The sequence below is a fragment of the Pseudomonas grandcourensis genome (assembly GCF_039909015.1).
Taxonomy (GTDB): domain Bacteria; phylum Pseudomonadota; class Gammaproteobacteria; order Pseudomonadales; family Pseudomonadaceae; genus Aquipseudomonas; species Aquipseudomonas grandcourensis.
The window spans coordinates 5,754,328-5,767,470 of record NZ_CP150919.1; the positions used below are offsets into that span (position 1 = coordinate 5,754,328).

Sequence of the window (13,143 nt, forward strand, 5' to 3'; positions counted from 1 at the left end):
AAGCTCTCATCGCCGTAGAAAAAAATTCACATACAGCGACAGCCCGCAGCCCATCACGCGCGCATTGATTCAATTACGACATCCGCCACGCAAAAACAGTCATTTCAACCGCCCACGCTCATGCCCGCCCGTCACCCTGCCGATACACCTGGGCAGACGTCTTTTCCCGTGCGGAGCCCCCATGAAATTCAAGTCGATCCAGTTTTCCGTGGCGGCCCTTGCCGGCGCCATTGTCCTAAGTGTCGTGGCTGCGCTAGTGGTGTACGCGCTGTTCTCCGGCGCCCGGACCCAAGACATGGTCCAGGAACGGACCCAGGCCCAATTCGAGCAAGTCATCGAACAACGCCTGACGTCCCTGGCGCAGACCCAGGTCAGCCAGATCCAGCGTGAGCTCGAAGCGCCGCTGCTGATTGCCGGCGGACTGGTGCGGGTCAACGCCCTGATCGGCACACCGGGTGCCGATGGCCAGCCGGCCCTGAGCCTCAGCCGCGAACAACTGATCGGCCTGATCAAGGAAAACGTGGTCAAGAACCCGAAAATCCTCGGCACCTACATCGGCTGGGAAAAAGGCGCACTGGATCACAACGACGCGGCCTACGTCGGCACTCAAGTGGTCGGCATCGACGCCGCCAACGGGCGCTTCCTGCCTTGGTGGTTCCGCAACGACGACGGCACCCTGGGCCTGGACAAGCTGGTGGACGTCGACGACCAGAAAACCCTGTCCACCGGCGTGCGCGCCAGCGAGTACTACCTGTGCTCGAAAGAAACCAAAAAATCCTGCGTGATCGATCCGGCGCCTTATAAGGTCGGCGACAAAGTCGTTATGCTCGCCTCCTTTATTGAGCCAATCATGCTCAACGGTGCCTTCCAGGGCATCGTCGGCGCCGACCTGTCGGTGAACTTCATCCAGGAAATGCTCCTGGGCGCCAACCAGAAACTCTACAGTGGCGCCGGGGAAATGGCCCTGATCGGCGGCAATGGCCGGATCGTTGCCTACACCAAGGATCCGAGCAAATTCGGCGAGAAGGTCAGCGACATCCTCGACAGCAAACAGATCGCCAACATGGCCAATCTCAAGCGCGGCGAAGTCACCTATACCGTCGACAAGGCCCAGGGCCGGATAGAGTTGTACCTGCCGTTCGGCATCGGCCAGACCGATGCCCGCTGGACCCTGATGCTGCAGTTGCCGCTGAATGCCGTCATGGCCGACCTGCAAAAACTCCAGGCCGACCTGAACGCGCAGCGCACATCCGACACCTTCGGCATGGCCATGGTCGGCCTGGTGATTGCCGGTATCGGTTTGCTGGTGATCTGGCTGGTGGGCCACGGCATCGCCCGCCCGCTCAAGCAGATGGTGGCCATGCTCGACGATATCGCCCAGGGCGAAGGCGACCTGACCCGACGCCTGACCAGCGACCGCGCCGACGAACTGGGCTCGATCGCCAAAGGCTTCAACACTTTTCTGGCCAAGTTGCAGGCGATGATCACCCAGGTGGTGACATCGGTACAGAGCGTCAGCGATTCGTCGGAACACACCGCCGACATCGCCATCCGCACCAACACCGGCGTACACAAGCAGATGGCCGAGATCGATCAGGTGGCCACCGCCGTGCAGGAAATGACCGCCACCGCCCAGGACGTGGCGCGCAATGCGACTCAGGCTGCGCAGGCCGCCAGCCATGCCGATCAGGCCGCCAGCCAGGGCATGCAGATCGTGCGCGACACCTCGAATTCGATTGGCGCCCTCGCCGTGGAAATCGGCCGCGCCGTGGGCGTGGTGCAAACCCTGGCCAAGGACAGCGAAAACATCAACGCCATCCTCACCGCCATCCGCGGGATCGCCGAGCAGACCAACCTGCTGGCCCTGAACGCGGCCATCGAAGCCGCCCGCGCCGGTGAACAGGGCCGGGGTTTTGCCGTAGTGGCCGACGAGGTGCGCAACCTGGCGCAGAAGACGCAAAAGGCCACCGAAGAAATCCAGACCATGATCCAGCAGTTGCAACAAGGCACGCGGGATGTGGTGCGAGTCATGGAGGACAGCCAGAACCGCACGGACGAAAGCGTGCAGCACGCGGCCAAGGCTGCCGAAGCGCTGGAAACCATCACTCAGGCGGTGTCGGTGATCAACGACATGAATACCCAGATTGCCAGTGCGGCCGAAGAGCAAAGTGCGGTGGCGGACGACATCAACCGCAACGTGATCAACATCGGCCAGGTAGCCAATGAAGTGGCCGGCGGGGCGGATGAGTCGAGTGCGGCCAGTGCGGATCTGACCAGGTTGGCCGAGCAGCAGCGGCGGTTGATCAATCAGTTCAGGGTTTGATCCGAAGCCGCCCAATAACTCAACCCGGAGTGAGACACTCCGGCCCATTGAGCTTCGGATCATTCACCATGTTGGCCAGCACCCGTTCGCGCAATGCGGCAGGTTCACTGGCCAGTAAGGCTTGCAAAGCATGCAACGGCGTCTCGGGATCCAGCCACACGGCCTGCCCTGCCTCATCAAGAATCAACGGCCGCCGCTGGCTCGCCGCCGGCTGGGTAATCACCGCGGTACTCAGCCACACCTGTTCCTGAACCGGATACGCCTCCCAGATCGCCGCAAAAAACAGCGACGAGCCCTCCCCCGGTGTCAGCCAATACGGGCGCTTGCGCGTCGTACCACGCCATTCGTAGAAACCATTGGCCGGCAACAGGCAGCGGCGCTCGCGCAAGGCCTGGCGAAACATTGGCTGTTCGGCAACGGTTTCGGCGCGAGCGTGGGCCGGGGTGCGGGACAAATCGGTCAACCAGGGTGGCGTCAGGCCCCAGCGGGCACGGGCCAGCGTGCGCTGGCCGTCTGGCTCGGCCCGCAGCATCAACACCGAATCATTGGGGGAAATGTTCCACTGCGCCTGCTGGTCGGCGGGAAAACCGGGCAGCGCTGCGAAGGCGGGGTTCCAGCGAAACAGGGCATAACGTCCACACATGGGGCAACACGGCTCTTGATCAAACGAACGCCAGCCTAACAGACCAGCGTGCCGGGAAAGCTGTCCGGTTCATCGCCGGACAGCGGCAGCGCGGCATTGTACGCGGTGATCAGCTCGCGGGCGTATGCAGCCTGATCGTTCTCGACCGACAGCCCGAGCAGGCCATAGATCGGCAACTCGCCGCTGCCACCCAGCAAATCACGGCCCACCAGATGCGCCTCGATACCCTCGCTGGCGAGCATGCCTTGCAACAACTCGCCTTCCATCAGGTTTTCCGGATCGTAGATGCGCTGCATACACGCTCCTCACTCGTTTTCGCTGAACACTTCGAGATGCCATTCCTCTTCATGAACCTGCAGCACGAAGGTTATCGGCCGGCAGCACACCTGGCAGTCTTCAATATAGGTCTGATCGCCACCGGACAAATCCAGCGTCGTCTCGACTTCCTCACCACAATACGGACATTCATATTGCGTAGTTTCCAGCATCGCGGTCTCCCAGGTGACTTGTGCGTATAATCGCCGGTCTATTTGCAGGGCTATTTTTGTCTGGCTACTTTTTCAGACCGTGCCCCGCCGGTTTTCGATCAAAACCATTACTTACCCTAGCCGTTTCTAACAAGAGAGCATGATGGGCGAATTCGATGCCATCCGACCTTACGACGACAGTGAAGTCCCGGCAGTGCTGGCACGACTGCTCGGCGACAAGGCGTTTCTAGATATCCTCACCCACTTCCGCTTCCCGCGTTTCGCCGGCGCTTTAGGCTGGGCACTCAAACCTCTTATAGCCCATCGGTTGCGCCGTGAGTTTGCCGGCATTACCTCGGTGGCCACGTTACAGGACAAAGTCGAACATTACGTCGACCATACCATCGAGCGCGCCACCGACGGTGTCACCTATACCGGGGTGGAGCAATTCAAATCCGGCAGCGCCTACCTGTTCATCGCCAACCACCGCGACATCGTGATGGACCCGGCCTTCGTCAACTATGCCGTGTACCACGCCGGTCTGCCGACCCCGCGTATCGCCATTGGCGACAACCTGCTGCAAAAGCCCTTCGTCAGCGACCTGATGCGCCTGAACAAGAGCTTCATCGTGCACCGCTCGATCAGCGGACGCCGGGAGAAAATGGCGGCTTATCAACTGTTGTCGGCATACATCAACCATTCGATCCGCAACGATTGCGCCTCGATCTGGATCGCCCAGGCCGAAGGCCGTGCCAAGGACGGTGACGACCGTACCGAATCGGCGATCCTCAAAATGTTCCACATGAGCCGCAAGGACGAGCCGTTCGGCGAAGTCATTCAGTCGCTGAACCTGACCCCGGTGTCGATCAGCTACGAGTACGACCCGTGCGACCAGGCCAAGGCCCGCGAGCTTTACATCCGCGCCACCACCGGCAGCTACACCAAGGTACCGGGCGAGGATGACGTGAGCATCGCCAAGGGCATCACCGGCTACAAGGGCCGGGTGCACGTGAACTTTGCCGCGCCGATCACCGAACTGTTCGAAGACACCAAGCAACTGGCGGTCGAAATGGACAGGCAAATCCTCAGCGGATACCGTCTGTTCCCGGTGCACTACCTGGCTTACGCGCAGTGGAAAGACGCCGATCCGCAGTTGCAGGTGCCGAAAGCCGCCGAAGTGTTCCCAGCCGAGGAACTGGCCAGGGCCCAGGAAGAATGGCAGCGCCGCCTGGACGCCTGCCCTGAAGAGCATCGTCCATTCCTGGTGCTGCAATATGCGACACCGGTGCGCAATCAATACCGGGTGAAGGCTGGGTTGCCGCTGTAAGCGGTTTCGGCTGGATGTAAAAACGGCGCCCTCGAGGCGCCGCTTTTGTATCAGTTCACCACAGGTTTGCGGTTATTCAGACCTGAGTGCTGATCCACGACACCAGCAGCGCCATCCCCATGCAGGCAAAGCCGAAGATGTAGAAAAAACGGTTCATGCGCAAGGTCGCCCAGTCCAGCGTGGGCTCTGCGTTGGGGCTGCTCTGGCGCTGCGCCTGCAAACTGGCCATCGCGCGCTGTTCGCGACGACGGGTGGCGTGCAGCAACCAGCCGCCCGGAAAGGCAAAGAGCAAGGCCAGCAGATTGATCAATTTGGCGGGATGGGCGGAAAACAGCGTCATCAAGTGCAGCGACATCACAAACCTCAAGTAAAACAGGTGGCAGGTGCCGGGCCGGCGACCGCGGCGCGGATTCTACCGAAAGCGCCCACGCCTGCCCTCTGTTTCCGACAAATAACGAAGCTTTTGATCAATGGCTGTCCTGAGTCACGGCTTCGTCATCTGTATCGGCGAACATGCGCGCCTCGAAACCGACACGGATCACGTCATGCTCCACGCCGAAAACCAGGATCGCCTTTACCTCATCACCCCCAGCGAAGAACAACAAGCCCTCGTCGGCAGCCTCGCCTTCAACGTTCAGGACCGCCATTGGCTGGTGTATTGCGCACTCGGTGGCCACCAGCATGCGGATTTGCCGGAGGCGGATTTGCTGACGGGCGTGAGCGTGCTGGACTTTTACTCGCAAGCTGCCTGACACCCTTGATCCCCTGTGGGCCGGTGTACATCAATAAAAAACGCAGGCATGAAAAAGCCCGGGACCATCGCTGGCACCGGGCTTTTTCGCATCCAATGAAGATTATTCGCCGAGAATCTGACCCACGGTCGGGTCCTTGAACAGGCGGGTCAACGCATCGCTCAGCACATCGCTGACCAACTTGGTGTTGGTTTCCTGGTTCGGCGCCATACCGAAGCGCTGGTCCAGGGACGAACCATAACGGCCGCTGTAGCGACGGTTGGCGTTCTGTACATCGGAGCGGAAGGTCGCGCCGATGGTGGCTTCGGTCACGTACATGCCTTCCTTGGGCGACTGGTACTTCAACTCTGCCAGGGTCACGGTCAGTTGCGGTGCATTCATGGCATTGTTCGTCGGGGTAAAGCCCAACAGACGCACGGCGGCTTCAGCCTGGGCCTGCAGCTTCGGCAGGATCTGCGCGCCCTGCACGGTGATTGCGCTGGTCTCCGGATACAGGCCACCACGGGTGCCCAGTGTCGGCGACGGGCGACCGTCCACTACACGCACCACGACGGGCTGGCCATGGCCGACCGGGGCCAACTGGGCGGTCAGCTTGGGTTCCGGGCTCAGTTGTTGCGGGCTGTTGGCGCAGCCAACCAGGGTCAAACTGGTCACAGTGATCAAACCGAACAACAGGCGTTGCAACATGCTCTTCTCTCCAGAATCAGGCACAAACAGGCCGGCAGTATAGCGGTGCGCCACTGCGGGTAACCAGCACCTCACAGTGTTTGATGAAATCTCTGACACCCCCCAGGCAATGCGGTTCCTGTCACACAGATGTCACCACTCATACACTTGCACGTAATGGCCTACAGGCAATCTTCTCGGCAGACACCCAAACGGTATTTCGCCATGCGCCATCTGATCTCTCTGTTCGCGCCACGCCCATTGCATCGCTGCTTCGCCCTGCTCGACCGCAACGGCCGCTGCCAGGCCTTCAGGCAGTGCAGCCTCCAGCCCATGGGCGATGGCTGGGTTGAAATCGAAGAGATCCGCCTGAACTGGCTGAATCAGCCGCTGCCTGCCGGTGCCCGTGTCGTTTCGCAGCAGCGCCAGCCACGCTCGCGGGCGCAGCATCTGATGACGACCTGACCAAACACCTAATAAAAGTCATTAAACACGACCATTTCCCTGCGTTTCTTAGATACAATCTCCCCCCGATTATAAGGACGTCTCCTGATCGGGCCTCGCAGCATCGTCAATGCGCTTGTATTGACACCCCGCACCGCCCACAGAGAGCCGCCCACACAGATCGAGTGAAGCTGGCGCGCTTGCTGTTTTGTTGAGCAAAACCTCCACTTTTCGCGAATCTGCAGAGCTGTCATTACGCTCGGTCACTGAGCTGTTTGCCCGTTTTGCCTGCCCTGTATCCCATGGCGGCAATCCTTCCGGGCACGGTGCCAGGCTGGGACAGCCCTTTTTTGAGGTTCACGTCTTCAAAAGAGCGTGAAAAAAACGGGTTTTCACAACTTCACAAGAGTGTGGCGAGCAAATGAATAGTTTTGCGTCTGAACATGCACCATTAGCGTCTACAACAGCCCAACGACACAGGACCGAGTATTCCTCGAACACCGGAGCCTGAAGCCTGTCCGCTACGGATTTGGTTGCACAAACGGATGTATCGACCATAAGTCGAATTGCCTCCCGCGCGCTGAAATGAGTTCATATGGCTCATAGGCCCGGCAGGTAGCGTCCGTCGAAGTTGCGATAAATTGCGAAGATTCGGACATGGCGATACTGCCATGAGATCCAGGGGCATCACTGACTCGCCCCGGAACGCCTGGCAGCCATGCCGACAATTTGGTGCTGCAGATTTTGGAGACGCGTTAAATGGCGCATAACGAAGCAGTCGACGTAGTACTGGTTGGGGCCGGCATCATGAGTGCCACCCTTGCAGTGCTGCTCAAAGAGCTCGACCCCGCGATCAAGCTGGAAGTCGTCGAGCTGATGGATTCCGGTGCCGCGGAGAGTTCCAACCCGTGGAACAACGCCGGTACCGGTCACGCCGGGCTGTGTGAGCTCAACTACACGCCGCAGGCCGCCGATGGCGCCGTCGACATCAAGAAAGCCGTGCACATCAACACCCAGTTCGAGGTGTCGAAGCAGTTCTGGTCGTATTTGACCAAGAAAGGAACGTTCGGCTCGTGCAAATCGTTTATCAGCCCGGTGCCACACCTGAGTTTCGTTCAGGGCGACAGCGGCGTGTCCTTCCTCAAGGAACGCTTCAAGGTGCTGAGCAAGCACCACGCCTTCTCGGACATGGAATACACCGAAGACAAGGCCAAAATGGCCGAGTGGATGCCGCTGATGATGCCTGGCCGCGATCCTGGCGAAACCCTCGCCGCGACCCGCGTGATCAATGGCACCGACGTCAACTTCGGCGCCCTGACCAACCAGTTGCTCAAGCACCTGACCAGCGCACCCGATGCCCAGGTCAAGTACTGCAAGCGCGTGACCGGCCTCAAGCGCAGCAATGGCGGCTGGACTGTCAGCATCAAGGACGTCAACAGCGGCAACACCCGTGAAGTCGACGCCAAATTCGTCTTCCTCGGCGCTGGCGGTGCCGCACTGCCACTGCTGCAAGCCTCGGGCATCGAAGAAAGCAAAGGCTTCGGCGGCTTCCCGATCAGCGGCCAATGGCTGCGTTGCGACAACCCGGAAGTGGTCAAGCATCACCAGGCCAAGGTCTACAGCCAGGCTGCCGTAGGTTCGCCGCCAATGTCCGTGCCGCACCTGGACACCCGTGTGGTTGAAGGCAAGACGTCCCTGCTGTTCGGGCCGTATGCTGGCTTCACCACCAAGTTCCTCAAGCACGGCTCCTTCATGGACCTGCCGATGTCGGTTCGCGCCGGCAACATCGGGCCGATGCTGTCCGTGGCAAAAAACAACATGGACCTGACCAAGTACCTGGTCAGCGAAGTGATGCAGTCGATGGAGCAGCGCCTGGAATCCCTGCGCCGCTTCTACCCTGAGGCGAAAGCTGAAGACTGGCGCCTGGAAGTGGCCGGCCAACGGGTGCAGATCATCAAGAAAGACCCGAAGAAAGGCGGCATCCTGCAATTCGGTACCGAACTGGTCGCGGCCAAGGACGGTTCCCTGGCGGCACTGCTCGGCGCTTCGCCGGGTGCCTCGGTGACCGTTTCGATCATGCTTGAGCTGATCGAAAAATGCTTCCCGAGCAAAGCCAAGGGCGAATGGGCTACCAAACTGGCAGAGATCTTCCCAGCCCGGGAAAAGGTTCTGGAAACCGACGCTGCGCTGTATCGCAAGATCAACACGCAGAACAACGTTGCCCTGGAACTGGTTGAAGCCAGCAGCGAGACCGAAAGCTACGCTTGATTCGGCCTTATGAAAAACGCCCCGTTCTCACCGAGAGCGGGGCGTTTTTTTATGGCTGAAATTTACTCAGCCGCGAGCTTTTTCGATCAGCTCGATGTAATCCGGCGCATTGCGCTGATCCTGGATCAGGTCAACGAAGGTTTTGCCGTGTTCATCCTTGCCATCCACGTCGTAGCCGGCCTCGACGAAGAACGTCAGAAAGCGCGCGAAATCGTCGATGCGCAGGCCACGGTAGGCCTTGACCAGTTTGTGCAGGGACGGAGAAGTCGCGTCGACCGGTTCGAAATCGAGGAACAATTTGATCTGCACATCGCCGATCTCGTCACCAATCACTTGTTTTTTATCTTTACGCATTGCCGACTCCAGCTCGCAGACATTTCACGGGGCGGGCAGTTTACCCCTGCGCGGGCTCAAGGCTCAACGCGGACGAGTGCTACCGGTGTGCAGATCGGCCCAGACATGGCCATTGGCGTAGCTGAGAAACTGGCAATACACCGTGTCGTTGCGCAACAAGTCGATCACCACCCGGTATTGCGCAAGCGGGTAATAGAGGGTCAGGGTCTTGCTCGGCACGTCGTAAACCGGCTTTTTCAGGCTTTTGCTTTCACCATCGAAGTTGACCAGCACCTGGCTGATGGTGGCGCCCTTGTTCAGGGATTTGCCCTTGAGACGAATCATCAGCGGCGAAGTGACCGGAATCGGCTGTTGATTGGATTGACGCTGGCTGCCTACCACCACCGAATAATCGGTGACCTGCATCAGTTGTTGCTGCTCAGGCTCGCTGTCACGCAGGGTCAGGTCATCGGGCGGCAGGAACTGCGCATGCATGGGCGCCGGCGCGGCAGCCAGGGGCAGGCTGAGGGTCAGCAACAGGGCGGCGCAGCTGCGGGTAAAAGGGCTCATGGCAGGCTCTGGAGGGCGGGGCCGAGCACTTTAGCATGAGCTAACAGGACTGAATCGGCGAACACATCCCTTGTGGGAGCGAGCCTGCTCGCTCCCACAAGGTGGAGATCAATCGAACTGCGCGCGCATCCAGGCCTGATACTCGGCAACACCGGGCTCACCCTCGCGCGGTGCCCAATGCGCCAGCTCACCTTCACCGACCGGGCGGTAAGGACCGGCCTTGCATTCGAACATCAGGCTGTCGGCCTCGAGCACCACCAAACCGTGGAACACACCGGTTGGCAGGTCCACGCCAACACAGTCGCCACCGGCCTGCAGCACGGTCTTGCTCAGCACCGCGCCGGTCTCATCAAAGATCAACACACCCAGCCGCCCCTTGAGGACCAACAGGGTTTCGGCCTTGTTGTCGCCCAAATGCCGGTGAGGCGGGACATAGGTGGACGGCTGCAACCCCACCGCCATGCGATGGCAAGCGTCTTCCATCTGATGGAAGTTGTGATGCTGGCGCCCACGAGGATTGGCCGCGGCTTTCCCGGCCAGCTCGGCAAACAAGGTCTGATCCAGAAAGCGAGGCGCATCCATGTCTTACATTCCTTTAACGGCGAAAATCCCGTTGGCGTTACGCCAGTAGCCTTTGTAGTCCATGCCGTAACCGAAGATGTAGCGGTCGATACACGGCAGACCGACGAAGTCGGCCTTGAGGTCCGGGCGGGCCTTGCGGTCGTGGTCTTTGTCGATCAGCACGGCGGTGTGCACTTTGCGGGCACCGGCGTGTTTGCAGAAGTCGATGATCGCGCCCAGGGTGTGACCTTCGTCGAGGATGTCGTCGATGATCAGCACGTCACGGTCGATGAACGACACTTCCGGCTTGGCTTTCCAGAACAGGTCGCCGCCGCTGGTTTCGTTGCGATAGCGGGTGGCGTGCAGGTAGGACGCTTCCAGCGGGAAGTGCAGGTAGGTCAGCAGCTTGCCGGAGAAAATCAGCCCGCCGTTCATCACGCAGAACACCACCGGGTTGCTGTCGGCCATTTGTTCGTTGATTTGTGCACCGACGCGGGCGATGGCCGCTTCGACTTCAGCTTCGGTGTACAGGCAGTCAGCCTCTCGCATGATTTGACGGATATGCTCGAGATCAGCGGACATGGCGCTCTCCAAGGGGGGACGGGTTCGGAAAAGCGGGCAAAGGTACGCATCCCGAACGGCCAGATCAAGCGTTTGTGGACTAACGTACTGTATGTCTATAGGACAACACCCTCGGATAGATTAATCTAGGCCGGTTTTTTTGCCCGCTGCCGGAGCCATTCCCCATGCCCATCCATGAGATCCGCCACCCGCTGATCCGTCATAAACTTGGCCTTATGCGCCGTGCAGACATCAGCACCAAGAATTTCCGTGAGCTCGCTCAGGAAGTCGGCGCCCTGCTGACCTACGAAGCCACCAAAGACCTGCCGCTGGAATCCTACGATATCGAAGGCTGGTGCGGCACTGTGTCGGTCGAGAAAATCGCCGGCAAGAAGATTACTGTCGTGCCGATCCTGCGTGCAGGCATCGGCATGCTTGAAGGCGTGCTCAGCCTGATCCCGGGCGCCAAGGTCAGCGCCGTGGGCGTGGCCCGCAACGAGAAAACCCTCGAAGCCCACACCTACCTGGAAAAACTGGTTCCGGAGATCGACGAACGCCTGGCCATGATCATCGACCCGATGCTCGCCACTGGCGGCTCGATGGTTGCCACCATCGACCTGCTGAAAAAGGCCGGGTGCAAGGACATCCGCGCCATGGTGCTGGTTGCCGCCCCGGAAGGCATCGCCGCCGTAGAGAAAGCTCACCCGGACGTGATCATCTACACCGCTTCCATTGATCAAAAACTGAACGAACACGGTTACATCATCCCAGGGCTGGGCGATGCTGGTGACAAGATCTTCGGCACCAAGCAGAAGGACGCGTGACCATGCAGCAAGAGTTCAACGATCCGCTCTGGCGCACGGTGCTGTCGGGTGCACAGATGCTGTTCGTGGCCTTCGGCGCCCTGGTGTTGATGCCGTTGATTACCGGTCTCGACCCGAACGTGGCGCTGTTCACGGCCGGCCTGGGGACGATCCTGTTCCAGATCGTCACCGGGCGTCAGGTGCCGGTGTTCCTGGCATCGAGCTTTGCCTTCATCACCCCGATCATTCTCGCCAAGGGCCAGTTCGGCCTGGCCGCGACCATGGGCGGCGTGATGGCGGCAGGTTTCGTCTACACCTTCCTCGGCCTCGCGGTGAAGATCAAAGGCACTGGCTTCATTGATCGCCTGCTGCCGCCGGTAGTAATTGGTCCGGTGATCATTTCGATCGGCCTGGCCATGGCGCCGATTGCCGCCAACATGGCCATGGGCAAGGCCGGCGACGGCAGCGAATTGATTCATTACCAGACGGCGATGATGATCTCGATGCCCGCACTGCTGACCACACTGATCGTCGCGGTATTCGGCAAGGGCATCTTCCGTCTGGTGCCGATCATTTCCGGCGTGCTGGTGGGCTTTGGCATGGCGTTCTACTTCGGAGTGGTCGATACCGCGAAGATTGCGGCGGCACCTTGGTTTGCCATCCCGCACTTCACCGCACCGGAATTCAACTGGCAGGCGATTCTGTTCATCGTTCCAGTGGCCCTGGCCCCGGCCATCGAGCACATCGGCGGCGTGATTGCCGTGGGTAGCGTGACCGGTCGCGATTACCTGAAGAAGCCCGGCCTGCACCGCACCCTGCTCGGCGACGGCATTGCCACCACGGCGGCCGGTCTGTTCGGCGGTCCGCCCAACACCACCTACGCCGAAGTGACCGGCGCGGTCATGCTGACCAAGAACTACAACCCGAAAATCATGACCTGGGCGGCGATCTTTGCCATCAGCCTGGCGTTCATCGGCAAGTTCGGCGCACTGCTGCAAAGCATTCCTGTGCCGGTGATGGGCGGGATTCTGTGCCTGTTGTTCGGTTCGATTGCGGCAGTGGGGATGAACACGCTGATTCGCCACAAGATCGATCTGGGCGAGGCGCGCAATCTGGTGATTGTCTCGGTGACCCTGGTGTTCGGGATCGGCGGCGTGCTGATCGGCACCGGCACCGGCCCGGACGATTTCGGCCTCAAGGGCATCGCGCTGTGCGCGGTGGTGGCGATCGGCTTGAACCTGATCCTGCCGGGCAATGACAGCTGGAAGCACAAGAAGGCGGATGAGCCGCTGATCTAAAGCATCACGCGATACCCTGTGGCGAGGGGGCTTGCCCCCGTTCGACTGCGAAGCAGTCGTAAATCCAGCGAACGCGGTCTTTCAGATGACTCGCGGTTGAAGGATTCAGGGCCGCTTCGCGACCCAA

Annotated in this window: 16 protein-coding genes; 7 read left to right on the top strand and 9 right to left on the bottom strand. The window is 60.1% G+C overall.

Features of this window, described 5'->3' with window-relative positions; translation table 11 throughout:
* Positions 1-181: 181 nt before the first annotated feature.
* The gene (locus AABM52_RS25770; RefSeq protein WP_347908949.1) at positions 182-2,323 is read left to right on the top strand and encodes a methyl-accepting chemotaxis protein; all 2,142 of its coding nucleotides are present in this window, start codon (positions 182-184) and stop codon (positions 2,321-2,323) included.
* Between the two features lie 19 nt (positions 2,324-2,342).
* Here the strand turns inward: AABM52_RS25770 and AABM52_RS25775 are convergent, their stop codons facing one another.
* Genes AABM52_RS25775 through AABM52_RS25785 form a run of 3 tightly spaced genes read right to left on the bottom strand, consistent with a single transcriptional unit; the run spans position 2,343 to position 3,454 of the window.
* Positions 2,343-2,966, bottom strand: a complete 624-nt coding sequence (locus AABM52_RS25775) for an SOS response-associated peptidase (RefSeq protein WP_154909519.1) — start codon at positions 2,964-2,966, stop codon at positions 2,343-2,345.
* 35 nt (positions 2,967-3,001) lie between these two features.
* Positions 3,002-3,262, bottom strand: coding sequence for a DUF2007 domain-containing protein (locus tag AABM52_RS25780; protein ID WP_008045983.1), 261 nt, complete (start codon positions 3,260-3,262; stop codon positions 3,002-3,004).
* 9 nt (positions 3,263-3,271) lie between these two features.
* A complete protein-coding gene (locus AABM52_RS25785) occupies positions 3,272-3,454 on the bottom strand; it encodes a CPXCG motif-containing cysteine-rich protein (RefSeq protein ID WP_223536451.1) in 183 nt (60 codons plus the stop codon).
* 139 nt (positions 3,455-3,593) lie between these two features.
* Between AABM52_RS25785 and AABM52_RS25790 the strand changes: the two genes are divergently transcribed.
* Entirely contained in the window at positions 3,594-4,760 is a 1,167-nt protein-coding gene (locus AABM52_RS25790; protein WP_347908950.1) for a 1-acyl-sn-glycerol-3-phosphate acyltransferase, read from the top strand.
* 76 nt (positions 4,761-4,836) lie between these two features.
* Here the strand turns inward: AABM52_RS25790 and AABM52_RS25795 are convergent, their stop codons facing one another.
* The gene (locus AABM52_RS25795; RefSeq protein ID WP_347908952.1) at positions 4,837-5,115 is read right to left on the bottom strand and encodes a hypothetical protein; all 279 of its coding nucleotides are present in this window, start codon (positions 5,113-5,115) and stop codon (positions 4,837-4,839) included.
* A 190-nt stretch (positions 5,116-5,305) separates the two neighbouring features.
* On the opposite strand from AABM52_RS25795, the gene AABM52_RS25800 reads away from it, so the two are divergent.
* The gene (locus AABM52_RS25800; RefSeq protein ID WP_033052291.1) at positions 5,306-5,512 is read left to right on the top strand and encodes a hypothetical protein; all 207 of its coding nucleotides are present in this window, start codon (positions 5,306-5,308) and stop codon (positions 5,510-5,512) included.
* A 102-nt stretch (positions 5,513-5,614) separates the two neighbouring features.
* Here AABM52_RS25800 and AABM52_RS25805 read toward each other — a convergent pair whose 3' ends face one another.
* Positions 5,615-6,199 (bottom strand): YajG family lipoprotein, encoded by a 585-nt coding sequence (locus AABM52_RS25805; protein WP_347908954.1) that lies wholly within the window; start codon positions 6,197-6,199, stop codon positions 5,615-5,617.
* Between the two features lie 204 nt (positions 6,200-6,403).
* Here AABM52_RS25805 and AABM52_RS25810 point away from each other — a divergent pair, with 204 nt between their 5' ends.
* Both AABM52_RS25810 and mqo read left to right on the top strand, forming a co-directional pair.
* Complete coding sequence (locus AABM52_RS25810) at positions 6,404-6,643, top strand: hypothetical protein (RefSeq protein ID WP_347908956.1); 240 nt, start codon at positions 6,404-6,406, stop codon at positions 6,641-6,643.
* Between the two features lie 738 nt (positions 6,644-7,381).
* A complete protein-coding gene (gene mqo, locus AABM52_RS25815; protein WP_347908958.1) occupies positions 7,382-8,890 on the top strand; it encodes a malate dehydrogenase (quinone) in 1,509 nt (502 codons plus the stop codon).
* A gap of 66 nt (positions 8,891-8,956) precedes the next feature.
* Here mqo and AABM52_RS25820 read toward each other — a convergent pair whose 3' ends face one another.
* From AABM52_RS25820 to AABM52_RS25835, 4 genes are all read right to left on the bottom strand, one after another.
* Positions 8,957-9,244, bottom strand: coding sequence for a PA4642 family protein (locus tag AABM52_RS25820; RefSeq protein ID WP_347908960.1), 288 nt, complete (start codon positions 9,242-9,244; stop codon positions 8,957-8,959).
* A 63-nt stretch (positions 9,245-9,307) separates the two neighbouring features.
* Entirely contained in the window at positions 9,308-9,793 is a 486-nt protein-coding gene (locus AABM52_RS25825; protein WP_347908962.1) for a hypothetical protein, read from the bottom strand.
* A gap of 108 nt (positions 9,794-9,901) precedes the next feature.
* Positions 9,902-10,375 (bottom strand): WbuC family cupin fold metalloprotein, encoded by a 474-nt coding sequence (locus AABM52_RS25830; RefSeq protein ID WP_347908964.1) that lies wholly within the window; start codon positions 10,373-10,375, stop codon positions 9,902-9,904.
* 3 nt (positions 10,376-10,378) lie between these two features.
* The gene (locus AABM52_RS25835) at positions 10,379-10,936 is read right to left on the bottom strand and encodes a hypoxanthine-guanine phosphoribosyltransferase (RefSeq protein ID WP_150728000.1); all 558 of its coding nucleotides are present in this window, start codon (positions 10,934-10,936) and stop codon (positions 10,379-10,381) included.
* 164 nt (positions 10,937-11,100) lie between these two features.
* Between AABM52_RS25835 and upp the strand changes: the two genes are divergently transcribed.
* The gene (upp, locus tag AABM52_RS25840; RefSeq protein WP_347908966.1) at positions 11,101-11,739 is read left to right on the top strand and encodes a uracil phosphoribosyltransferase; all 639 of its coding nucleotides are present in this window, start codon (positions 11,101-11,103) and stop codon (positions 11,737-11,739) included.
* A gap of 2 nt (positions 11,740-11,741) precedes the next feature.
* The gene (locus AABM52_RS25845; RefSeq protein ID WP_046041878.1) at positions 11,742-13,016 is read left to right on the top strand and encodes a uracil-xanthine permease family protein; all 1,275 of its coding nucleotides are present in this window, start codon (positions 11,742-11,744) and stop codon (positions 13,014-13,016) included.
* The last annotated feature ends 127 nt before the right edge of the window (positions 13,017-13,143 follow it).